General features: G+C 69.6%; 23 protein-coding genes. 7 read left to right on the forward strand and 16 right to left on the reverse strand.

The genetic code is table 11. From position 1 onward, the window contains the following. The 3 genes from HHX30_RS35505 to HHX30_RS35515 all read right to left on the reverse strand — a co-directional run. Window positions 1-133 (reverse strand): biotin carboxylase N-terminal domain-containing protein (locus HHX30_RS35505; RefSeq protein ID WP_169988096.1); only part of this gene is annotated, 133 nt, incomplete at its 3' end. A gap of 8 nt (window positions 134-141) precedes the next feature. Then, window positions 142-342: an acyl-CoA carboxylase epsilon subunit gene (locus tag HHX30_RS35510; protein ID WP_311923000.1), complete on the reverse strand. Its 201-nt coding sequence runs from the start codon at window positions 340-342 to the stop codon at window positions 142-144. 29 nt (window positions 343-371) lie between these two features. Further along, a complete protein-coding gene (locus HHX30_RS35515) occupies window positions 372-1,937 on the reverse strand; it encodes an acyl-CoA carboxylase subunit beta (RefSeq protein WP_169987914.1) in 1,566 nt (521 codons plus the stop codon). A gap of 36 nt (window positions 1,938-1,973) precedes the next feature. On the opposite strand from HHX30_RS35515, the gene HHX30_RS35520 reads away from it, so the two are divergent. Together HHX30_RS35520 and HHX30_RS35525 are read left to right on the forward strand one after the other, a co-directional pair. After that, window positions 1,974-2,726, forward strand: coding sequence for a TetR family transcriptional regulator (locus HHX30_RS35520; RefSeq protein ID WP_249350789.1), 753 nt, complete (start codon window positions 1,974-1,976; stop codon window positions 2,724-2,726). Between the two features lie 86 nt (window positions 2,727-2,812). Continuing rightward, the gene (locus HHX30_RS35525; protein WP_169987916.1) at window positions 2,813-3,418 is read left to right on the forward strand and encodes a bifunctional 2-polyprenyl-6-hydroxyphenol methylase/3-demethylubiquinol 3-O-methyltransferase UbiG; all 606 of its coding nucleotides are present in this window, start codon (window positions 2,813-2,815) and stop codon (window positions 3,416-3,418) included. Window positions 3,419-3,458: 40 nt separating this feature from the next. On the opposite strand, the gene HHX30_RS35530 is transcribed toward HHX30_RS35525, so the two are convergent. The 3 genes from HHX30_RS35530 to HHX30_RS35540 all read right to left on the reverse strand — a co-directional run bounded on the left by HHX30_RS35530 (window position 3,459) and on the right by HHX30_RS35540 (window position 6,316). Then, window positions 3,459-3,950 carry a cyclic nucleotide-binding/CBS domain-containing protein gene (locus tag HHX30_RS35530; protein WP_249350790.1) on the reverse strand — a complete coding sequence of 164 codons (492 nt, stop codon included), beginning with the start codon at window positions 3,948-3,950 and terminating at the stop codon, window positions 3,459-3,461. A gap of 2 nt (window positions 3,951-3,952) precedes the next feature. Continuing rightward, the gene (locus HHX30_RS35535) at window positions 3,953-4,804 is read right to left on the reverse strand and encodes a hypothetical protein (RefSeq protein WP_169987920.1); all 852 of its coding nucleotides are present in this window, start codon (window positions 4,802-4,804) and stop codon (window positions 3,953-3,955) included. 81 nt (window positions 4,805-4,885) lie between these two features. Then, window positions 4,886-6,316, reverse strand: a complete 1,431-nt coding sequence (locus HHX30_RS35540; RefSeq protein ID WP_169987922.1) for an MFS transporter — start codon at window positions 6,314-6,316, stop codon at window positions 4,886-4,888. Window positions 6,317-6,453: 137 nt separating this feature from the next. Here HHX30_RS35540 and HHX30_RS35545 point away from each other — a divergent pair, with 137 nt between their 5' ends. Next, complete coding sequence (locus HHX30_RS35545; protein WP_169987924.1) at window positions 6,454-7,038, forward strand: TetR/AcrR family transcriptional regulator; 585 nt, start codon at window positions 6,454-6,456, stop codon at window positions 7,036-7,038. A 126-nt stretch (window positions 7,039-7,164) separates the two neighbouring features. Here HHX30_RS35545 and HHX30_RS35550 read toward each other — a convergent pair whose 3' ends face one another. Beyond that, a complete protein-coding gene (locus HHX30_RS35550) occupies window positions 7,165-9,939 on the reverse strand; it encodes a PQQ-binding-like beta-propeller repeat protein (protein WP_169987926.1) in 2,775 nt (924 codons plus the stop codon). Continuing rightward, window positions 9,933-10,835, reverse strand: coding sequence for a hypothetical protein (locus HHX30_RS35555; RefSeq protein WP_169987928.1), 903 nt, complete (start codon window positions 10,833-10,835; stop codon window positions 9,933-9,935). Before HHX30_RS35555 ends, HHX30_RS35550 begins: the two co-directional genes overlap by 7 nt. A 360-nt stretch (window positions 10,836-11,195) precedes the next feature. Between HHX30_RS35555 and HHX30_RS43865 the strand changes: the two genes are divergently transcribed. Beyond that, window positions 11,196-11,291 carry a hypothetical protein gene (locus HHX30_RS43865; protein ID WP_396706501.1) on the forward strand — a complete coding sequence of 32 codons (96 nt, stop codon included), beginning with the start codon at window positions 11,196-11,198 and terminating at the stop codon, window positions 11,289-11,291. Here the strand turns inward: HHX30_RS43865 and HHX30_RS35565 are convergent. The 7 genes from HHX30_RS35565 to HHX30_RS35595 form a co-directional block, all read right to left on the reverse strand. After that, window positions 11,248-12,849 (reverse strand): GTPase, encoded by a 1,602-nt coding sequence (locus tag HHX30_RS35565; RefSeq protein WP_169987930.1) that lies wholly within the window; start codon window positions 12,847-12,849, stop codon window positions 11,248-11,250. The two genes, HHX30_RS43865 and HHX30_RS35565, sit on opposite strands and share 44 nt — an antisense overlap. Next, window positions 12,846-13,787: an AAA family ATPase gene (locus HHX30_RS35570; RefSeq protein ID WP_169987932.1), complete on the reverse strand. Its 942-nt coding sequence runs from the start codon at window positions 13,785-13,787 to the stop codon at window positions 12,846-12,848. The genes HHX30_RS35565 and HHX30_RS35570 overlap by 4 nt, the downstream gene beginning before the upstream one ends. 14 nt (window positions 13,788-13,801) lie before the next feature. Then, window positions 13,802-14,050, reverse strand: coding sequence for a hypothetical protein (locus HHX30_RS35575; protein WP_169987934.1), 249 nt, complete (start codon window positions 14,048-14,050; stop codon window positions 13,802-13,804). Window positions 14,051-14,136: 86 nt separating this feature from the next. Next, complete coding sequence (locus HHX30_RS35580) at window positions 14,137-14,709, reverse strand: hypothetical protein (RefSeq protein ID WP_310742311.1); 573 nt, start codon at window positions 14,707-14,709, stop codon at window positions 14,137-14,139. 104 nt (window positions 14,710-14,813) lie between these two features. After that, window positions 14,814-15,479, reverse strand: coding sequence for a response regulator transcription factor (locus tag HHX30_RS35585; protein WP_311923001.1), 666 nt, complete (start codon window positions 15,477-15,479; stop codon window positions 14,814-14,816). Between the two features lie 11 nt (window positions 15,480-15,490). Then, window positions 15,491-16,591, reverse strand: coding sequence for a hypothetical protein (locus HHX30_RS35590; protein ID WP_169987940.1), 1,101 nt, complete (start codon window positions 16,589-16,591; stop codon window positions 15,491-15,493). Then, complete coding sequence (locus HHX30_RS35595) at window positions 16,588-17,745, reverse strand: sensor histidine kinase (protein WP_169987942.1); 1,158 nt, start codon at window positions 17,743-17,745, stop codon at window positions 16,588-16,590. The genes HHX30_RS35590 and HHX30_RS35595 overlap by 4 nt, the downstream gene beginning before the upstream one ends. A 301-nt stretch (window positions 17,746-18,046) precedes the next feature. On the opposite strand from HHX30_RS35595, the gene HHX30_RS42985 reads away from it, so the two are divergent. The 3 genes from HHX30_RS42985 (at window position 18,047) to HHX30_RS35610 (ending at window position 21,117) form a co-directional block, all read left to right on the forward strand. Beyond that, entirely contained in the window at window positions 18,047-19,810 is a 1,764-nt protein-coding gene (locus HHX30_RS42985) for an SGNH/GDSL hydrolase family protein (RefSeq protein WP_169987945.1), read from the forward strand. A 250-nt stretch (window positions 19,811-20,060) separates the two neighbouring features. Continuing rightward, window positions 20,061-20,645 (forward strand): alpha/beta fold hydrolase, encoded by a 585-nt coding sequence (locus HHX30_RS35605; RefSeq protein WP_169987947.1) that lies wholly within the window; start codon window positions 20,061-20,063, stop codon window positions 20,643-20,645. Further along, window positions 20,629-21,117 (forward strand): hypothetical protein, encoded by a 489-nt coding sequence (locus HHX30_RS35610; protein WP_169987949.1) that lies wholly within the window; start codon window positions 20,629-20,631, stop codon window positions 21,115-21,117. Before HHX30_RS35605 ends, HHX30_RS35610 begins: the two co-directional genes overlap by 17 nt. Here HHX30_RS35610 and cycA read toward each other — a convergent pair. Further along, window positions 21,114-22,559, reverse strand: coding sequence for a D-serine/D-alanine/glycine transporter (cycA, locus tag HHX30_RS35615; RefSeq protein ID WP_211593164.1), 1,446 nt, complete (start codon window positions 22,557-22,559; stop codon window positions 21,114-21,116). The two genes, HHX30_RS35610 and cycA, sit on opposite strands and share 4 nt — an antisense overlap. Window positions 22,560-22,655 lie beyond the last annotated feature (96 nt).

Below are 22,655 nucleotides of genomic sequence, written 5' to 3' on the forward strand. Positions count from 1 at the left end.
CGGCCACCCGCACGTGCAGCGCGTCCAGGTCCTGGTCGGCGTAGACCGCCACACTGGCGAGGCCGGCGTCCCCGCACGCCCGGGCGATCCGTACGGCGATCTCACCGCGGTTGGCGATCAGGACCTTCCGGATGGTTGTGCTCACAGACGTCCTCCAAGACTCCATCTCGACTCCCGCCACCCCTGCGGGCCGGTCGCGAGCGGGCGGCGCATCGCGTGCCGCCGCGCCAGAACGCACCAGCCGGAGGATGCCGACGGCGCGGCCGGGCCGGTCTGCCGCGCCGCGAGCAGCGCCACGGCCAGCGCGGCCAGTTCCTCGGGCGACGGGGCGCCCTGTATCACTTGAAACCCTGGTATGACCTGGAACCCGTTCACAGCGGGATGTTCCCGTGCTTCTTGGGCGGCAGGGCGGCCCGTTTGCCGCGCAGCATCCGCAACGCGCGCACGACCTCACGCCGGGTCTCGCGGGGCGCGATCACCGCGTCGACGTAGCCGCGTTCGGCCGCCAGGTATGGCGTGGCGAGGGTGTCCTCGTACTCACGCACCAGCTCGGCCCGCAGTGCGTCGGGGTCGTCGGCCTCGGCCAGCGTCCTGCGGTGCAGGATGTTCACCGCGCCCTGCGCGCCCATGACGGCGATCTGCGCGGTGGGCCAGGCCAGGTTGACATCCGCGCCGAGGTGCTTGGACCCCATGACGTCGTAGGCCCCGCCGTACGCCTTGCGGGTGATGACCGTGACCAGCGGCACGGTCGCCTCGGCGTAGGCGTACAGCAGCTTGGCGCCGCGCCGGATGATGCCGTTCCACTCCTGGTCGGTGCCGGGCAGGAAGCCCGGCACGTCCACCAGCGTCAGCACCGGGATGCCGAACGCGTCGCAGGTGCGCACGAACCGGGCGGCCTTCTCGGAGGCGGCGATGTCGAGCGTGCCGGCGAAGCTCATCGGCTGGTTGGCGACGACGCCCACGGAACGCCCCTCGATGCGGCCGAAGCCGACCAGGATGTTCGGCGCGAACAGCGCCTGCACCTCCAGGAACTCGCCGTCGTCCAGCAGGGCGGCGATGACCTCGTGCATGTCGTACGGCTGGTTCGGCGAATCGGGGATCAGCGTGTCGAGGGCCCGGTCCCCCTCGTCGATCTCCAGATCCGCCTCGAACCCGGTGGACGGCGGGTCGTCGAGGTTGTTGCCCGGCAGGTACGACAGCAGCACGCGGACGTAGTCCAGCGCGTCGTCCTCGTCCTCGGCGAGGTAGTGGGCGTTGCCGCTGCGGCTGTTGTGCACGCGGGCACCGCCCAGCTCCTCGAAGGTCACGTCCTCACCGGTCACCGTCTTGATGACGTCCGGCCCGGTGACGAACATGTGGGACGCCTCGTCCACCATGATCGTGAAGTCGGTCAGGGCCGGGGAGTAGACGTGCCCGCCCGCGCAGGCCCCCATGATCAGGGAGATCTGCGGGATGACGCCCGAGGCGTGCACGTTGCGGCGGAAGATCTCGCCGTACAGGCCGAGCGAGACGACGCCCTCCTGGATGCGCGCGCCCGCGCCCTCGTTGATGCCGACGATCGGTGCCCCGATCTTCACCGCCAGGTCCATGACCTTGCAGATCTTCTCGCCGTACACCTCACCCAGGCTCCCGCCGAACACGGAGAAGTCCTGGGAGAAGACGCAGACCGGGCGGCCGCCGACCGTCCCATGGCCGGTGACCACGCCGTCGCCGGGCACGCGGGTGCGTTCCATGCCGAACGACATGCTGCGATGCACGGCCAGGGCATCCAGCTCGACGAACGACCCGGGGTCGAGCAGCCGCTCGATCCGCTCGCGGGCCGTGAGTCTGCCCTTGGCGTGCTGCTTGCCGGCCGCCCGTTTCTCGGCGGCGCGGACCGCCTCGTCCAGACGCTCTTCGAGCCGGCTGAGGCTGGCCGCGGTGCCATGCGGTTCCATCGATCACCACATTCGGCGATAGGACTGAGTTTCACCATGACGATACTCAGTCTCGCGACCGTGGGCAAGCCCGGGGTCCGCGACAATGGCCCCATGGCCACACCGCCCATCAGCCACCGCCTCGCCGAGGCGGCGGTGGCCCTGTTCGACGAGAACGGGTACGACGAGACCACCGTCGACGACATCGCGGCCCGCGCGGGGGTGAGCCGCAGCACCTTCTTCCGCTACTACCGGTCGAAGGAGGACGCCATCTTCCCCGACCACGACACGCTGCTCGCCCAGGTGGACGCCCGCCTGCGCGCCTCGACCGCGGACACGGCGATCGTCGCGGTGTCCGACGCGGTCCGCATCGTGCTCGCGCATTACGTTGCGGACGCCGAGGTGTCGCTGCGCCGCTACCGCCTCGTCGGCCGCGTCCCCGCCCTCCGCGACCGGGAGAACGCCAGCGTCGCCCGCTACCAGCGGCTGTTCCGCGAGTTCATCGGCAAATGGCTGGCCGGGACCCCCGACGCCGACCTGCGCGCCGAGCTCATGGCCGCCTCGGTCGTCGCGGCGCACAACCAGGTCCTGCGCGGCTGGCTGCGCGCCGGCGGCACCTACGACCCCTCAGGGCTCCTCGACCACGCCCTCGGGTACGTCATCGCGACCTTCCGCCACCTCGAACGGCCACAGGACGAGCGCGACGAGGTCGTCGTCGCCACCTTCAGCCGCTCGTCCTCCCCCCAGGCCGTCATGGAAGCCATCCAGGCCCACCTGCAGTCCCGCCCCTCCGACGAGGATCCGAGATGACGAGGAAGCGCATCTGAACACGATGTCGCGGAGTGCCCTCGTCCGCCGGTCGCCCATCCTCTCCTCCAGCCCGGGAGAATGAAGGCATGGCTGAACAGAGCATCTGGATGCAGAAGGTCGCCGCGGACCCCGATCACTCCACCTGGTTCATCGAGCGCTTCCGTTCCATGGCTCGCGCCGGTGACGATCTCGCCGGGGAAGCCCGCCTCGTGGACGCCCTGGTGCCGCGCCGCGCCCGCATCCTCGACGCCGGCTGCGGGTCCGGCCGGGTCGGTGGCGCGTTGGCCGAGGCCGGCCACGATGTCGTGGGCGTCGACGTCGACCCGGCTCTGATCGAGGCCGCCGAGCAGGATCACCCCGGGCCGCGCTGGCTCGTCGGCGACCTGGCCGAACTCGACCTTCCCGCGCGGGGCATCAGCACACCGTTCGACGCCGTCGTCTGCGCCGGGAACGTGATGACGTTCCTCGCGCCGAGCACCCGTCGTGAGGTGCTGAGACGGTTCCGTGCGCACCTCGCGCCGGACGGCCGGGCCGCGATCGGCTTCGGCGCCGGCCGCGACTACGAGTTCGGCGAGTTCCTCGCGGACGCGGCCGCCGCGGCGCTCGAACCCGACCTGCTGCTGTCCACCTGGGACCTGCGTCCGTTCAGGGACGACTCGAGCTTCCTGGTCGCCCTCCTCCGCCCCGCCTGACACGGGCCCCGTTCCGTTCACGTGAGGGAGACGCCGTCGGCTAAGGCGCGAGTGTCTCCAACGCGAGAAGGTCGCGCATCGACACCATGCCGATCAGGCGCCCGTCCTGGTCCACCGGGATGTGACGGATGCCGTAATCGAGCATGCGACGGGCCACCTCGCGCGTGTCCTCGTCCAGGGTCGCGGTCTTGATGTCCGACGACGCGCACATCCCCGCGCTCAGCGCGGCAGGGTCGGCGGATGTGGCGAGCGCCCCCACGAGGTCCCGTTCCGTGATCACTCCCGTGACCCGGTCCGCCTCGAGCACGGCGAGCGCGCCGATGTTCTTCTCCGTCATCTGGCGCGCCACCTCGGGCAGCTTCGCGCTCACCGGGCAGCCGAACACCATTGGACGGTAAACGTTGGCGATACGCATGCGGCCTCCCCTCCTCACCAGCACATCCAGCCAACCACACCGCCCGGGCACGCCCGTCAGCCGCCGGTCGGGCTGTTCGCCGTACTTCGTCGCGCCATGCGCGGAGGCTGCCGCCATCGTCACCTGGCGCCGAAGATGGCGGCGTAGACGCCGTTCTCCATGTCGATCCAGGCCGGGTACAGCCCCTTGGCCGTCATCTCGTCGAACCGCGCCTGATACTGGGCGGCGCTCATCCCGTGGAAGGCATACCAGCGGCCGATCTTGTCATTTCGCCAGATTGTGGTGTAGGACAGTCCGCCAGGTTCGACCGCGATCGCGGACGGCCGATATCCGGCGCTGACCCGTGCGTCGAAGACCCGCTGGTATTCGGATGCAGGCACAGAGGTTGTCACGCTCCAGGAGACACGCGAGGGGTTTTCCGCCCAAACTGCGACCATCCGCGGGCTGGACGACGTTCCGTACACGTTGACCGAGACGGGGATGTAACCGTCGCGTCGCGCATTGAGATTGGCCGCGCTGAACTGCCCGGCGTCGATGCCGTGGCGTGCGGTTCCCCTGCCCGCCTTCTTCTCCCAGATGGCGGTGAACGTGGCGTCGGGTCCGCTGCCTGTCGCGGTCACCATGGTCGGCTGGTAGCCCATCGCCGTGAACTTGTCGAACGCTCCCTGGTAGGCGGCCTCCCCCCTGGCCGTCACGGTCAGGTGCCAATCCGGCCCGGGCCTGTTGTCCGAGAACATGGCCCATCTCTCCTGTACGCTCTGCCGTCCGACCGTGAGAACCACCGGACGTAACCCCGAGGCCTTCGTGGGGACCCTGTCCCACACCCGTTGGACGCTCACGTCGTGATGGGCGCGGTACTTGTATGCGGCGGCGGTCTCGGCACGGGCATCCGCCGACGCCGAGGGCGAGGCCACCGAGACAGCGGCCAGGACCATCGTGACGGCCGCCGTGATCTTCCGCGACGTACGCATCGTCTCCTCCTTCGCGGGCCAGGCACTCAAGTTAGGCTCGCCGGCGACTGGAATTGATCCGTGTCAGCACGGAGACCGATCTCAGTGCCACCGCGAGCCGGGGCGGTACCAGAAGACCAGCGCGACGAGCAGGGCGATCACCAGGGCGCCGCAGGCCCAGAGGAACACCGCCGAAATGGTCTCGGCGAGACCACCCGTGCCCTGCGTGAGCGGGATCAGCATCACGGCCAGGCCGAACGAGCCGCCGATCGTGAGCGCCGTCTGCAGCACCCCCGCGGTGACCCCGGCGTACTCCTTCGGCGCGGTGGTCAGCACGATCATGTTGAACGGGATGATCGCCACGCCGACGCCGAGCCCCATGACGACGAGGCCCGGGAGCACGCCGCCGACGTAGGTGCCGCCGCCGTCGAGGCGGGTCAGCCAGGCGACCCCGGCCAGCACCACGAGCAGGCCGGCCACGGCACGCGTCTTGAGACCGATCCCGGCGATGCGCTTGGTGAGGATCTGGGTGCTGACGAGCAGCGCCAGGCCGAAGGGCAGGATGGCCAGGCCGCTCTGCAACGCGGTGAGGCGCAGCACACCCTGGAGGTACTGGACCAGGTAGATCAGGAAGCTCGTGAGCACGGCCGCGAGCAGCAGCAGGGCGAGGAAGACGCCGGCCCTCTCGCGACCGGCGAAGACGGCCAGGGGCAGCAGCGGCTCGGCGGCCCGCCGGTCCACCAGCAGGAAAACCAAGGCCAGCACGACCGCGGCGCCGAGGGCGGCCAGCGTCCAGCGGTCGCCCCAGCCCTTCTCCGCCGCGTGCACGAGGCCGTACACGGCGGCGGCGAGGGTGGCGGTGCTGAGCAGCGCGCTGCACATACCGGAAACACTGGGCAGGCCGCGCGGGCGGGACCGGGTCGCCTCGTCCCGCAGGCCGAGGGCCCGGGCGGCGACCGCGATGACGACCAGGCCGATGGGCACGTTCACCAGCAGGCTCCAGCGCCAGTCCCCCGCCCACGTGAGCACGCCGCCGAGCACCATGCCGGCGGAGGCGCCGAGCCCGGTCACCGTGGAGTAGAGACCGAAGGCCCGCTGCTGCCGCTCCCCCTGGAAGACGATCGCCAGCAGCGCCAGCCCGGTGGGACCGGCGATCGCCGCGCCCGCGCCCTGCAGGACGCGGCCGGCGAGCAGCACCTCCAGGTTAGGTGCGAGCCCGGCGACCAGGGAGGCCACCACGACCAGCCCGATCCCGGAGAGGAAGACCCTGCGGTGCCCGAGCACGTCGCCGAGGCGGCCGGCGAACAGCAGGAGGCCGCCGAAGGCGAGGAAGAAGCCGTTCGGCACCCACGATCCCCCGGCCACCGACAGGTGGAGGTCGGACTGGAGGGCCGGGAGCGCGACGTTCACGATCGTGCCGTCGAGCTGGAGCATGAACTCCGCCCCCACGATCGCCGCGAGCACAAGGGCCCGGGCGCGGCCGGCCCGTGACACGTCCGCCGAGACGTCGCCGGAGACACGTTCGGTGGTCATGGAACCTCCACGGTTCGCCGAAAGAGCCGAGAGTGAGGCACCCTCAGGTTAGCGGGCGCATTTATACTGAGGTCATCTCAGGTTGCGTAAGGGGATTCAAGCTGAGGCATCCTCAGGATGTCAAGCGGGAGGTACCGGTGGACGGCAAGCCCTACATCGCCCAGCGCCCCAAGCGGGCCGACGGCCGGCGCAACTACGACGCGATCCTGGCCGCGGCCCGTAAGGCGTTCGAGGGCGCCGGCGCCGACGCATCCCTGGAGGACATCGCGAGCCAGGCCGGGGTGGCGATCGGCACGCTCTACCGGCACTTCCCCACGCGGGCCTCGCTCGTGGAGGCCGCGACCCGGGACGGCCTGGAGAACCTCGTCGCCCACGCCGAACGGCTGGCCGCCGGGCCGGACCCGCTCGACGCGCTGATCACCTGGATGCGTGAGGCGGTGGTCCACTTCAGCACCTTCCGCGGCCTGGTGGGCATCCTCGCGCAGAGCATGTACGACGAGGGCACGCCCTCCCACACCATGTGCAGCGCCATGCACCGCGGCGGCGCGGACCTGCTGCGCACCGCCCAGGCGGCCGGCAGGGTGCGGCCCGATCTGACCCCCGACGAGCTGTTCGACCTCCTCAGCGGCGCCGCCTGGGTGCGCGAACAGGCGACCCCGGACCGGGACGGCAGCGCCCGCTTCCTCGAGCTGGTGCTGGAGGGCATCACCACGCGGGACTGACCTTCCGCCCAGCCGCACCCGGCCCGCCCCGGTCGACGTCTTCGCGCCGGCTTGACGCTCTGCCGGGGGGGACGGACGTGCCATTCAGTCAGCCATGCCGCTCGCGGTGGCGCGGTCGTATCCGGGTCATCGCGCGTCCAACGCGTACACGTTGCCGTCCCAGCCGCCGACGTACACCATGCCGCCGGACACCACCGGAGGGGCGCCGACCGCACCGCCGGTGCGGTAACTCCACCGCACCTTCCCGGAGGCGGCGTCCAGCGCGTACACCGAGTCGTCCCAGCTGGAGACGTACACCACACCGCCGGAGACCACCGGAGCGCTGGCCCAGCCATCGGTCCAGTAACTCCACCGCTCCTTCCCGGTGGCGGCGTCCAACGCGTACACCGAGTTGTCCCTGCTGCCGACATACACCACACCATCGGACACCACCGGAGCGCTGACCCAGCCACCGATCCAGTAACTCCACCGCACCTCCCCGGTGACGGCGTCCAACGCGTACAGCGAGTTGTCCCTGCTGCCGACGTACACCATGCCGCCGGACACCGCCGGAGGGGCCTCGACCGCATCGTTGGTGCGGTAACTCCACCGCACCTTTCCAGAGGCGGCGTCGAACGCGTACACCGAGTTGTCGAAGCTGCCGGCGTATACCGTGCCGCCCGACACCACCAGAGAAGCGACCCAGCCGCCCACCCGGCGACTCCACCGCACCTCGCCGGAGGCGGCGTCCAGCGCGTACACCCGGCCGTCCTCACAGCCGACGTACACCACACCGCCCGACACCACGGGGTCGGAGAAGACGGGCGCGTCGATCCGGTGACTCCAGCGCACCTTCCCGGTGACGGCGTCCAGCGCGTACACGGAGTAGTCCCTGCTGGCGGCGGGGTTGTTCTTACTGCCGACGTACACCATGCCACCGGACACCACCGGGACAGAGAGGACGGACTCGTCGATCCGGGGGCTCCAACGCTCCTTCCCGGTGACGGCGTCCAGCGCGTACACCCGGCCGTCGAAGCCGGCGACATACACGACGCCGCCGGACACCAGCATGGTGTCGTCGGCGGCGGGGTGGCTCCAGAGGGCCTTTCCCGTGACGGCGTCCAGCGCGTACACCCGGCCGCCGCTGGCGACGTAGACGACACCGGCGGACACCACCGCGCTGGAGTGGATGCCGTTGTCCGTCGGATAACTCCAGCGGACTCTCGATGCGGGGGCTGCCACCGAGGCACCGGCCCGCTGCGGGTAGCGGGCCAGCAGGTTGTCCCGCAGCAGCGGAGCGAGGAGTCGCACCGCCAGTCGCGAGGTGGCCGTGAGCTTGACGATGACCGGACCCACGTTGACGAGCGCCGCACCGAGAGCGCCCGCCGGCGAGCCTTCGGTGTACTGGAAAATCTGAGAGCTCTCGCTGGTCGGATCGAATGTGTCCCGCTGCTTCGCCAGGGCCACCTCGTCGGCGAACAGCTTCTGCGCGTCGCCGTTCGAGGAGGCCACCCACATGATGGAAGCCGACACGGTGACGCCCTCGTCAACGGACGGAATCCAGTCGCATGCCGCGGGATTCGGGAGCGCCACATCCCCCAGAACCCGGGCATGCGGACTGGCGAAGTAGCCGTCCGCGATGACTTTCAGGTCGCCGTCGGTCAGAAGAGCGCAGGCATCCGGCCAGGCGCCCGGTTCGATGCCGCCGAGCGAAGCAGGCCCGGCGGAAGCGCCGTACGCCATCCGGTAAGCGGTGACGCGGCCGCTGCCATCGTGGTCACCGGCCGGAACATAGACGAGGGCCAGGTCGTCGGTCGTGCCCAGAAGGGCGGGCTGGGACCTGTGGGGGATGTCGAGGGGGAATCCGTTGAGGTCGCCGGTGCCTGCGTCCAGAGAGATCAGGAATACGGGACTCGGCCACCCGTCGGATAAATAGACGGACCGTCCCCTGGCTACGACGGTGGACGACTCGAAATACGAGGGCCGGGTCCAGCGGACGCGGCCGGTGACCGGATCGACGCCCCTCGCCTGCTGACGGGAGCCGGGAGTCTGTGGAACCAGAAAGGCCTCGTTGGCGGTGGTGAGGAGCCGGCCGTCCGGCGTGTAGATGGACGCGGTGCCCTCGATCCTGACGTGGACGAACCCCTCCGCGTCGATCGTCACACGATGCAGCAGGTCGGTGAGCCGTGACTCGTTCACCGGGGACGGCAGTTCGCGCGTCCACCGAGGCCGCAGGGTGGCAGGGTCCATCGACGCGAGACGCAGCCCGCCGCCCTCGCAGTAATCGAGGAGGACCACCGACCGCTCAGCGACTGTGGCGTCCAGATCGCAGCGCCGCGGATAGGTCATGCGCGCCCTGGTCGTCCCGGTCCTGGGATCGAGAACCTGCATTTCGATGGGCTCGGACGACCGCTGGAAGACCACGATGTCCCGCCGGTTCACCAGAACGTCCGGCCCTGTGTAGGTGCCGACGTGTCCGGTCTTCGTTGGATCGTCCCCCGATATGGCGACCGTACGCTGCCACAGCGCGGCGCCGGTGGCCAGGTTGTAGCCGGACAGGACGCGGTCATCCCGGTCGGGCACCGCTCTGGACACGACGAGCGTCCCGGTGGCGATCCACATGCCGGCGATCCGGGGAAGCGTGGGATCCGGGGCGATCGTGTACCGGAGATCACCGGTCTGCGGGTTGTGGACCGCTATCGCGCCTGGACGGGTCGCCACCACCAGGGCGTGATCGGACACCTTGGGGTGTGCGTGCCCCACGACGTCTTCAGGGTCCAGGTCGGCGGCCACCGACCAAACGGCCCGCCAGCCTACGGGGACCTGAAGGAGGCGCGGCGTGTCGGCCACCACGGCCAGGTACGCCAGCAGGGCCATCACCGACAGGCCCCCCAAAGCGCGCAGGGCCCGCCGGGTCAGCACCGCCTGGCCTTGGGAAACTCGGCGCAGACCGCGCCACGGGAGGCTTGCATCCAACCGCCGTTCGGGGAGGCGATATAGAAGGAGCGGTAGTCGGCGGCGCGACCGGTCAGCCGGAACGGGGCCCCGCCCGGCGTCTTGATCACCATCTGCTCGGCGCGACCTTCCGTCACCACGGTGGCGACGAGGTCGAACTCGTAGTAGGCCTTCCGGCCGGTGATCGAGAGGCTCAATGTGACCCGCTCGTCCTGCTTCAGGTCGATCTGCTTGGTCGAGAAGTACGACGTGCGCGGCTTGTCACCCGTGGTGAAGTGGGGGTCGGGCCTGTCGAGATCCGCCGCGATCTCGATGGTGTCGGCCTCGCCGGCAGTGACGGCGATCAGATAGGCACCGTCCGATACCGGTTTCCGGGTGAGGACACGCGGCTTGATGTCGGCGACGCGGAGGCTGCTGCGGTTGCCCTCCAGGACCACGGTGACATCCATCTGTCCGACCGGGGCGGCATGATGGCGTTCCAGCAACGCGTCATGCCCCAGGTCGGCGCTCCCCAGCAGGACGGCCCGGTCCCTGGGGTCGGTCACCGTCTCCCGCAGGGCTAGGTCCTTGCTGCCGTAGTGGACTTCCACGTGGGGAACCTTCATAGCGGGAGCGCCGCCGATCCGGTCGATCGCGTCCGATCCGTGCTCATTGAACCAGGTGGTGAACATCACGCCCACCGCGGCCACGATCACGGCTCCGGCGATCCCGGCCACCCATGCCAGCACCGCCTTCCAAACTCCCCGCCCGGCCGATTCCGCCTCCGTGCCCGGCCGCGACGTGTCCGCGGTGTCCCGCGCGGTGTCCGAATTCGCGGCGGTGCGCAGCGTCTTGTCACGCTTTGCGCGGCGGCTCCTGGCCACGGGCGCCCCCACCTTGACTGAAGACCCCACTAGGGATCAACACCGTATGCCGAAACTCTTGTACAGAGACAGTGGATTCATCGAAACGAATCCGAGGATTGAAAAGCCGCCGGTTTCGCCGTGGGCACCAGCCCGAGGAACTGCTGACCCGGCTCGGCGCGCGGGTCGAAGACCGCTCTCGCGTGACGCTTGACGAGCTGATCCGGTGGCAAACCCAAACTGCTGGAGGAGTCCACCTACCTGTGCGGAGTCGTTCCCGGATCGAGGTGAGCAGAACCCGCCGTCCACGGCCCCCGCGGCCGCGGACGGTGGATCACTTTCGATCACTTCTGCGTCCACGGCCTCATCGAGATCACCGTCATCGACACGGCCGAGACGTTCATCTGGGGAGGATGGACCTCACTGAGCCGGTTCAGAATCCGTCGCGCTGGTTGCGCTTGTCCCAGAATTCCCTGAAACCCAACTCCAGCAGTTTCATCGTCTGGGGAGAGCCGAGAAGCTCCTCGAGATGTTCGCTGTTCTCGACTGCCGTCTCGCACAGCGCCATCCAGGAACGCCCGAGCGCCCAGGTCACCGAGCTCGCGGTCGCCGCGTTGACGGCGCCGCCGATGATCGATCCGGCACCGGGGACGAGCTTCAGCAGGTTGCCCGCGACGGAGGCGCCCACCTGGGAGAGGATGCCGTTGAGAAACGCCGCGACCGCCCCGCTGACCGTGCTGAGCTGCGCGCCCAGGCCGTACGCCGCGGTGATCCGCGCGATCATCTGGATCTCGTTGGGCACGAGCAGAACCGAGTCGGAGAACGGGATCGGGCTGGCGCCGATCGTGGCCGCGGCGGCCACCGAACTGCGGACTACCCGGAGGGCCTTCTCCCTCTTCCGGGACAGGTCGATCCGCTGAGCGGCGACGAGGGCCGACCGGGCGGCCTCCGGCACGACGTGAAAGGTCGCGGTCAGCAACTCGTCGAGGCCGTGCACGTACGGCAGAAGCTGGTCGGCCTGCGCGTTGGTGAGGAAGACCTGCCCGGGGGGCGAGAGCGGCAGGTGGCGGTCCTGGATGCTTCTCGCGAACTCCAGCGTCTTGGAGTCGGGCCGGCCGTTCACGAGAGGAGTCTGGGTCAGCACCAGCAGCACCGGAAGCCCGAGGCCCGCCAGATGGCGAATGATCTCCTCCTGGCCCTCCTCCAGCCGCCGGTCGGCGGCTCGGACCGCGTACCAGACGACGTGAATGTAATCGTCCACGTTGCCCACGCGGGTCTTGGCGACCTGCTTCGCCACCTCGTCCAGGATCTGCTCCCGCGACTCGCCCGTCTCGAAGCCCCGTGAGTCGTAGACGCGGAGGATGCCGTCCGGCCTGCTGTACAGCGTCAGCTGCTTGGTCACGGCGGCGCCCACGCCCGTCTCGGCGAGATCCTCCCCGAAGATGGCGTTGACCAAGGTCGACTTGCCCACGCCCGTCTTGCCGAAGATCGCGAGATTGAATCTGCCCAACCCGGCGAGGGCGTTTTCGAACTCTTCGCTCACCCGCTCGGCGATGCTCTCGCCGGTCACCTTCGCCGGCCCGTCCAGGCCCGCGATGACCGGAGCCGGCCGCGTCCCCCGCACCGCGAAGGCGAACACGAAGCCGTCTCCCGATGCCGCGGCCATCGCCCTGCGGAGCTCGCCGGTGACCTCCCTCACTCCGTGGATCGTGATCATCACGGGGGCCTGCGGTCCGGGCGCGGCCAGCAACCCGATGATGGGGACGGACAGGTCCTCGCCGGCGCTGGGATCGTGTTCGACGCGGATGTCCACGTGCAGCTCCGCCGTGGACACCGTCAGCGCCGGATCCGCGAACGTGCGTGTGGTGAGCAGGAAGCGCAGCAGCGGGAGGACGGCTGTGAACCTCGCGCGTGCCAGGCGAGCGCCCGGGTGACCGTAGGCGAGGAGGATCTCCTCGGTGAATTTGGCGAGGCGAGCACAGGTCTGCTCCACCGAGCGCGTCGGACCGGCCGACACCGATCGCGTCACGTTCACTTCGCCGCCCCCTTCTCCTGGTAGCTCTCGACGTACATCCCTCGGCTGCGCACCAGCCCGGCCTCGGCCAGGGTCACCTGCTCGACCGCCCCGCGGAGGTGGCCGGCCCGCAGCACGCGCTCCCCCGCGGCCGACGTCGCCGCGATCACCAGCAGGTGGCGCAGCGCCCGCCCGGACAGCCCTTCGGTGGCGTCGAGCACCCGCGACCAGCCCTCGGAGTCGCGGTCCTCCGCCTCGGCGAGCAGGTCACCGACGTCGAAGGCGACCGCCATCGCCCGGATCGCGTCGGCGAGGATGAGGGACCGGTGCTCCCTGCTCGGGAGCGGGATCTCCAGGACGAAGTCGGCGCGCTCCCGCACGGCCCGGTCGATCGCCCTGGGAATGTTCGTGGTGAACACGAGGGTGACGTTCGGGCGCTCCCGCGCGCAGCGATCCAGGGATTCCAGAAACGCGGTCACCTGGTAGAGCGCGTCCAGCGGATTGGCCTCCATGCTGATGCTGGAACGATCCGACGCGAGGGTCTCCACCTCGTCGACCAGAACGAACAGCGGCCGTCCGTGCGAGGCCAGGTCGGAGATCTTGTCGAAGGTCGCCAGCACGTTCTTCTGCCCCTCGCCCCGGACACCGCTGAACAGCGCGTGCGTGTTGATGTGGACGAAGCCGGTGGTCTCTCTCTCGATCGCGCCCCACACCGCGGGCAACCCCCTGGCGAGGCTCGTCTTCCCGCAACCGGGAGGGCCGTAGAGGAGCACGGCCCTGCGCAGGGCCAGAGCGGTGGGCGGCGCCTTCTCCAGACGCCGCAGCGTGGTCGCGTAGGAGAGCAGCGTCGTCTTGATCTCCCCGGGGACGATCACCGCGGACCAGTCGGCGATGAACTCGCCGGCCGCGTCGGGGAACCGATAGACGTCGAAGAATCTGTCACGTGCAACGGGAGGCATCGGCTACGTCTTTCTCACGGAGATACGGGTCGGGTCCCCGGCCGAGCGGAATCCGCGGCCAGGTCGCCAAGGTCGATTTCGGTCGCGTTCGCGGCGAGGCTGTTGAGCAGTCCGTCCACGATCCGCTCGGTCAGGAACCCCCGCTGTGCCAGCTCCGGGTGATCCTGCTTGATCCGCTCCTCCGCCTGTGCGCAGAGAACGGCGAGGTCGTCGGAATCGGGAAGTTCGACAGCGTGAGCGGACTCCGAGATTCTGTACTTCACGAGCATTACCGGCTCCGAGGGTCTTCTGCTTTCGTCCGGCGAAGGCCCGGCGCCACCGCATCGGGGCGGGGCCGCGGGATCGGCGGTCAGTACCAGACGGACATGCCGGCCGAGTTGGCCGCCGTCTCGATGACCTTTCCGACGTCGTGTTGCTTGAGGTGGTCCACGCTCTGGAGATCGGTGGGTTCCCACCCCTTCACCGGGGCCGCACCCGGACTGGTCGTGACCACCACCCGGTATCGGCATCCGGCGAGCTTCCCCGCCTGGCTGATCGCGGCCCTGACCTCCTCGATCGCCGTGTGGTAGGCCTCCTCTCCGGTCCCGGAATACGCGATGTTCAGATCGATCCGCGTCGCCACCCGCCCGGTGGCGGGGTCGAAGATCTCGAGATAGGCCGTCTCGAGATGACGCGTGGTCAGCCAGGTACGCAGGCCGGCTTCGACGGTCTCCTGATTGTTCGCGTACTCGCTGGGATCGAGTCCGCCGGCTTGGATCGCCTCGTAGAAGATCCGGTTGATTTCATTCACCAGGTAAGTACACGAACGAGCCTTCACATCCACCGATGTGCGAAGGCGAACGCCTGCCACGGACACCTGTGCGCCCCTCCGTTTCAAGGAAATGCGACACCCGGGTTTCCGGCGCCGTCGTGGGTGAGCCACGCCGGCGATCCGGGGTCTGTGCTTTTCAGCATGAATGGCAGGGCGATACGCCGCATGACCCCCGTTCGGTCATCAGCCGAACGGGGGTCATGAATGGGTCGTGGTCACGGAGCCGATTCGGGATCGGCGGCGAAGGAGCGGTACTCCTGAATCTCATGCGCCTGGATCAGGCCGTCCTCGATCGCGCGCGCCAGCAGCGCCGCCTTGCTCGGCGCCGGACGGCCGATCTTGGCGTACTTCACGCGCACCCGGTCGATGTACTGGCGCACCGTCGCCTCGGTCAGCCCCATGCGCCGGGCCACCGACGCCTTGGACATGGACTGGAACCACAGCAGCAGAGCCTCTCGCTCGCGCTCCGATAGCCGTGGCCGCTGCGGGCGGGCGTCGGACAGGAACGCCCCCGCCATCATGGGCGGGACATAGGGCCGGTCGGTCGCGACGGTCACGATCGTGTCCACGCAGTGCTGTTCGTTCTCACTCTTGGCGATGAAGGTCGAGGCTCCGGCGTCCAGCACGGCCAGGATCGTCTCCGGATCCTCGTGCCCTGAATAGACGACGACGCGCCGGCCTTCGGCGCACAGTTCGGCGATGCGGTCGATCACCATCACACCGTGCAGTTCGAGGTCCAGCAGCAGGACGTCCGCCGTCGCGCCCGGCCCCCGCAGGACGGATTCGATGGTCGCGCCGCTGGCTATCAACTCCGCCCGACCCAGAGGATCGCGCGACAGCCAGGTGCGGATGCCGTCCCTGGCGATCGGGTGGTCGTCCACCACCGCGACCGTCACCGGTCGGGCCAGCGGCTCTCGATCCACAGCACTTCTCCTTCCCGATGTTCGGTGACCCTGATGCCCTCGATCCGGCGTATGGGGAAGTCGTCGGCGTCGGCGACCACGCTGACCACCACTTCGCCGGCACCCCCGAACACCGTGACGCGAGCCTCGCTGCGCGCCCTGCTCAACGCCTCCAGCGGGGCCTCGGTGAGAGCGCGACGCGTGTCCAGGGGGAGTTCCGGCACGGTGCCGCGGGGCAGCAGCGACACCACGACACCGCGCCGTTCGGCGTCATAGGCGCAGGCGCGCAGCGCGTGCACGAGCGGGTCGGGTACGTCGTCCGTCTCGGCGATGAGCCGGCGCAGCCACGCCGCTCCGGTCGCGCACTCGCGGCGCAGGACCGGGTCGGCGGGGTCGGCCCCGTCCGCCAGAGCGGCGAGCAACTCGGCGGCGGCCTTGCGCACCTGCGCGTACCTGCCCAGCCGGTCGGCGTGCACCTGCTCGGCGGCCTGGCGCGCCGCGTCGGCTTCCGCGCGGGCGGCGGACAACTGCGCCGCGCGCTGGGCGGCCGAGGTCAGGGCGTGCGTCGCCACGCTGTAGCCGAGCTGCAGCGTGACGCTTCCGACGAGCACCATCAGGAACCTGGCGAGCGAGATGCGGTCGAGGACCCCGTTCAGCGCCATGCCGGTCAACATGACGACTCCGTTGAGCACCAGGAAGACGATCAGCTCGTGCGGGCCGCGGCGCCACCAGAACAGCAGGACGCCGAGCCAGCCGATGGAACCCCAGGACCAGTCGCCCGGCCCGAGCACCTCGCCGGCGGGGCAGGCGGCGAGCACTATCACGTCGATGCCCAGCGCGGCACCCGCGAAGCCCCACACGGCGCCCGGCGTCCGCCTGGTGCGAAGCAGCGCGTGGGCGGCCACCACGCCTATGACGACGTAGGCGAGCCAGGAACCCGCCACGGCGGCGGGCCAGCGGTAGACGGACCAGTTGACGACCAGGGCGGTCAGGTCGTACCCGACGTGCCAGCAGGCGGCGATCACCAGCGCGGCGACGACGCTGCCCCGCTCGTACCGCCCGGCGACGTAGGCCGCCGGGTCTCCGGTCACGGCCGCCACCCGAGGGCCACGCGGGTGCCGCCCGGGCCGGAGGTGATCTCCGTGCTCCCGTCCACCCCCCGCATTCGGCCTTCGATCGATTCACGCAGGCCGTACCTGTGCGGCGGCACGCGGCCGGGGTCGAAGCCGCGTCCTTCGTCGACGACCTCGACGAGAACCTCGTCCGGGGCGACGGTCATCCGCAGCAACGCCGTGTCCACCCCGGCGTGGCGGGCCACGTTGCCCAGCGCCTCGGCCGCGGCCCCGGCGAACGCCTCGCCGACCTCCCACGGCACCGTACACCGCGTCAGCTCGGCCTTGATCCGCAGGCCGCTGCGCGCGATCAGCGCACGCAGCCGCTCGTCGAGCAGGACCGGCCCGGCCGGTGGCTGGGCGGTGGCCGCCATGTGCTCCAGGTCCGCGAGATCGGCCGCCGCCCGGTCGCGCAGCACCAGGGAGGTCTTCTCGATCCCGCCGGTGCCGATGACGGTGAGCGTGGCCAGGGCGGTGTCGTGCACGCGGCGGTTCTGCGCGCGTTCGTCGGCGCGGCGCTCCCGTCGTACGATCTCGGCCTGCTGGACGTTCCGGAGCCTGCCCAGCTCGTCGTCGGCCACGGCGGACTGTGTGCGCAGCAGCGTCATCAGCGTGGCGGTCGCGGTGATCTGAACCAGGTGGATGCCCGCGGTCACGATGCCGTCGGTGGCACCGGCGAGCCCCACGCCGGCCAGATAGGCCAACGCCACGACGCCGCCGGCCGGCACGCCGAGGTGCGGCCTCCAGGTGAAGTTGGCGCAGACGATGGTCATGGTGGTCACCGCGGCGACCCAGCTCGCCCCGCCCGGCAACGCGTCGTTCGATACCAGGTGAGCCTGGGTGAGGCACAGCGCGATGGTGACGGCGATGTCGCAGGCCATCGGCCAGGAGGCCAGCCGACGGCGGCGCAGTGCCGCCCAGACGAACACCGCGGTCCAGGCCAGCTCGATCGCGATCGCCGGGCCCAGCCAGGCGAAGGACACCGGCGGCGCGGCGCCCAGAAGTCCGGCGGCCGCGGCGACCACTCCGACGACACCGCGCATCGCCCCGCCGCAGTACGCGGTGATCCGGTCCAGCTCCGAACCCGCGGGATTGCGGTGGCTTGTCCGGAAAATACGCCAATCGAAAGCCATGCGGCGACCATCCGCGTACGAGGCATATGCACAGCGTGCGACCTCATCTTACGGCCGGCGACATGGAATATTCCAGCAATGGTGGTGCGAATCCCGACCGGAATATCACTCGGTAGATTCGTATGAATTATCACCTATACCACCATCTTTGCGATTGATGCAGTTGTATGCCTTTCTAGCATGCGTAATCCCGCCGGTTCGCCGCATGACCCCCGTTCGGCTGTCAGTCGAAAAACCGACTTCCGTCACACCGTTCCCCACCCGTTTACTCGCCTTACTCCTCGCCGAGAAGGGAAGGCGCATGAGACATCGGATTCGGGCCTTCGTGGTGGCCGTGGTGACCGCCACGGCCACACTGATGCCGGCCGCCGCCGGGAACGCCGCGGTGACGACGGCCACCGCCACGCTGTACCGCGTGGGCGCCATCGGCTGTGACGGCAAACCGCAGAACGAGGCCGCCGGCACGGTGACCCTCGAGCGTTCCGACACCGCGCTCAAGGTCACCGTGCAGGTCGACGACACCCAGTACCCCTCGCACGCCTTCTCCGTGGAAGCGTGGGAGGAGGCGCCCGGCTGCTACTCGGACAACGCCCTGCGCGTGAGCGGCGCGGGCCTCACCACGGACTCCTCCGGGTCGGGCACCGCGACATTCACCCTGCCGATGCCCTACACCCAGAGCTTCCCCGACGGCAGCACGGTCGTGCTCGGCGACGGCAGGGGCACCGAGCGCCTGGTCGTGGTCCTGGACAACTCCGGGTCCACGGGCGCCGGTGACTCCTACTCCGCCGGCCCGATCCCGCTCCCCGGCCCGGTCCCGTCCCCCAGCCCCGATCCGGACCTCGACGCGGACGGCGACGGAGTGCCCGACAGCGACGATCGCTGCCCGGACTCCTACCCCGGGTATCCGGTCGACGGCGCCGGCTGCGCCAAGCCGCTGGAGCTGGACTGGACGGTGCCCGACCGGTTCACCGGCGAGCCCGCGACGACGATCGGGCAGGTCACCCCCCACGCCTACCCGGCCACGGTGAAGGTGGCCTTCCCCGGCGGAGCGGTGTGCGATCCGTCGCTCACCTACACCCTGCGGTACGGCGATGTCACCCGGTCCGGCACCGGCACCTGCGAGTTGCCGGCGGATTTCCCCTCGGAGGGGCCGCAGGCCGTCGAGGTCACCGCCGCCGTCGCCGGCCGCACGGTCTCGTCCGGCGCCCGGACCATCGAGATAGACGACAGGCTCATCGTGTCGCTGGGCGACTCGGTGGCCGCGGGCGAGGGCAACCCGCCCTGGATCGACCGCCGCTGTCACCGCTCGGCCGCCGCGGGCGGGTTCCAGGCCGCGCTCGAGATGGAGAAGTCCGATCCGCGCAGCTCGGTGACCTTCGTCGACCTCGCCTGCTCAGGCGCGACGATCGAGGATGGGCTGATCGGCGGGTGGACCGGGATCGACCCGCGCGGCGCGGAGAAGCGGGATCCGCTCCCCGCGCAGGTCGACAAGGCACACGAACTGGTGGGGACGAGGACTCCCGACGCCGTACTGCTGTCGGTGGGCGCCAACGACATCGGCTTCCAGGATGTGGCGGAAGCGTGCTTCCTGCCGACGCACTGCGCCGGGAGCAAGGCCGCACGCAAGCTGCCGAACGCCCTGACGAAGCTTTCCAATAGCTACAACAGGCTCGCCGGCGAGCTGAAGGAGAAGCTCACCCCGAACGGGCCGGTCTATCTCACCGAATACTTCAACCCCTTGCACGATGAGCAGGGCCGCTACTGCACGATCCTCCCGTTCTGGTCCGCGGACGAGTCCAGGTGGGCGGAGGCCGAGGTCGTCACGAAACTGAACGACGTGGTGCGGGCCGCCGCGGCCCGCAACGGTTGGACCTACGTCGGCGGGCCCGCGTCCGATTTCCTGCCGCACGGATACTGCGCCTCCCCCGCCGCGAAATGGGTGGTCACCCTCTCGGAGTCCGGGCTCGGACAGAGGGGTGTGAGCGGGACGTTCCATCCCAACCGCGCCGGACAGGACGACTACCGGCGCCGCATCTCCGAGGCGCTCACGGCCCTGGACGAATGAGCGGGTCTCCCGGCCTCGACCGCGCCGCCACTCCCCCGCGCGGGTCCCGGCGGCGTCGCGGAGCCACGTGATCCTCATCCCGCACTACGGGCGGGGGCGACCACGTCCCCGCCCGCCGGCACGCGAGCAGGCGGGGTGCCGTAGGGGCGGGGGTGGTCGCGGACAACCAGCGTTTTCCGGACGCGGAGGGGTGCGAATGCGGGTCATCGGTGTTCACGGTGTAAACCAGCACCGTCGCGGGGCGTCCGACGTGGCGGCGACCTGGCGCGGGACCATCGAGCGGGGTCTCGCCGAATCGGGTGCGGTCACTTCGCGATTCTCCTTCGAGCTGGTTTACGACGCCGTCGCGGGAAGCGATCCCGTGACGGTGCTCATCGGGCACTCGATGGGGTCGGTCGTCGCCTACGAGTGGTTGCACACACCCGCATCCGCTCACGTCGGGGCGGGCTGCCTGTTCCTGACACTCGGTTCCCCGCTGGGGTCGTACCCGATCGCCCGGCGGCTCCGTCCCTCCCCCGCCTTCCCCGGCACGTGCGAGCAGTGGGTGAACGTGGCGAGCCGCCACGACCCGATCGCCTGGCCCAAGCAGCTCCGGGACGTCTTCGGCCCGCCGCTGATCGACGAGGCGGCTCCTTTCCGGGCATGGGCACACAGCGCCCACAGCTACCTGCGCGCGCCCGCGACCGTGCGCGTGTTGTCGGAGCGGCTATCCCCGTCGCCATCACCACGTCACCCGCGACCCTTCGGCGAGGGATGCGCAGGACGACTTCCGCGCCTGGCTCGCGACCAAGAGACCCGACGACATCCTCGCGGTCTACGTGACCGGGCACGGTGAGGCCAAGCAGACGGCCGAAGGCGAGCGCCGCTTCTATGCCCACACCGTCGGCTCGCACCGCAACCGGGCCTCGACGGCGCTCACCATGGCCGACCTGCTGCGGTCGCTCGCCGATCTGGACGCCCAGGACCGGTTCCGCAACCTGTTTCTCGTATTGGACATGTGCGGGGCCGGAGCCGGGCTGAAAACGGCGGTCGAAGAGGTACGGTCCCACCTGCCGGCTTACTTTCTGGAGGCGGAGAGCGCCGCGCAGCGACCGCGAAAGCTCGCGCCCGTTGCTCCTGGTCGGCGAGACGTCCAGGCGACCGACCTGGCGGGAGATCTCCGCCAACGAGCGGCTGCGCCGGCCTGCCACCACCATCGGTCTCCGCCGCGAGTGGTCGCACTTCCCGGAAGCGAGCGGCGTCCCCGTCTTCCGGGACGCCGCTCGCCTTCCGTACCGGTCTACGGACTCGATGGCCGCGATGTCTAGTCCTGATGCTCGGCTTCGGGTTCGGAGCGGACGGCAGCCTCATGGGCGAGACGGCGGGGGCGACGGCGGAGCACTGCCCATGCGAGGCCGAGGATGACGAACCACACCGGGGTCACCAGCAGTGCCTGCAGCGTGTCGGGCTTCTGGGTCAGCGCCCAGATGAGGAACACGAAGAACGCGAGCACGACGTAGCACACGGCGATGCCGCCGGGCATCTTGAACGTCGACGCCTCGTGCAGGCGAGGACGGCGCTTGCGGTACACGATGTAGCTGATCAGGATGATCGACCAGACGAACATGAACAGCACGGCGGAGACGGTGGTCACCAAGGTGAATGCCTCGATGATCGAGTTGCCCATGGCGAGCATGACCACACCGGCGAGCAGGAACACCCCGGACAGGAACAGGGCGTTGGCCGGGACCTTCCTGGAGGTGAGCCGGCCGAATCGCGCCGGGGCGTCGCCCTCCTGGGCCAGCCCGTAGACCATCCGCGAGGTGGAGTAGATGCCCGAGTTCGCTGACGAGGCGGCCGAGGTCAGCACGACGAAGTTGATCAACGAGGCGGCGGCGCCGAGACCGGCGAGGGTGAACATCACGACGAACGGGCTGCGGTCCGCGCTGATCTCGCGCCAGGGCGTGACCGAGATGATCACGACCAGGGCGACCACGTAGAACAGCATCACACGCACCGGGATCGAGTTGATCGCCTTGGGCAGGTTCCGTTCCGGGTTCTTCGCCTCGGCCGCGGTGGTGCCGACCAGTTCGATGCCGACGAAGGCGAAGGTCGCGATCTGGAAACCCGCGACGAATCCCATGGGGCCGGTCGGGAAGAAGCCTCCGTCGTTCCAGAGGTTGGAGAAGCTCGCGGCGGCGCCCCCGCGCGCCTGGAATTGGCTGAACACCATGCCGAGCCCGACGACGATCAGCGCCACGATCGCGACGATCTTGATCAGCGCGAACCAGAACTCGGTTTCACCGAACGCCTTCACGGTGGGCAGGTTCAAGGCGATCAGCACGACGACCGCGGCCAGCGCCGGTATCCACAGCGTGATGTCGTGCCACCAGTACGACACGTACCCGGCGATCGCGATGACGTCGGCGACGCCTGTGACGATCCAGCAGAACCAGTAGGTCCAGCCGGTGAAGAAGCCCGCCCACGGGCCGAGCAGGTCGGCCGCGAAGTCGGCGAAGGACTTGTAGCGCAGGTTGGACAGCAGCAGCTCGCCCATCGCCCGCATCACGAAGAACAGCATCACGCCGATGATCATGTAAACGAAGATCACCGAGGGCCCGGCCAGCGAGATCGTCTTACCTGACCCCATGAACAGGCCGGTTCCGATCGCACCGCCGATCGCGATGAGCTGGATGTGCCGGTTGGACAGTTGCCGGGAGAGATGCCGCTCGCCCTCGGGCGGGGGCGTCGATCCTGACACAATGGTCACGCCGGTGTCACCACTTTCAGTCATGGGCAACTTTACGGGCCATGGGCGCGTGCGTGTGCCACACGCAGGGTTTCTCAGGTGAAGAGCCCGGTGCGT

Origin of the sequence: Microbispora sp. H10836 (genome assembly GCF_012999525.1) — a bacterium.
Lineage (GTDB): Bacteria > Actinomycetota > Actinomycetes > Streptosporangiales > Streptosporangiaceae > Microbispora.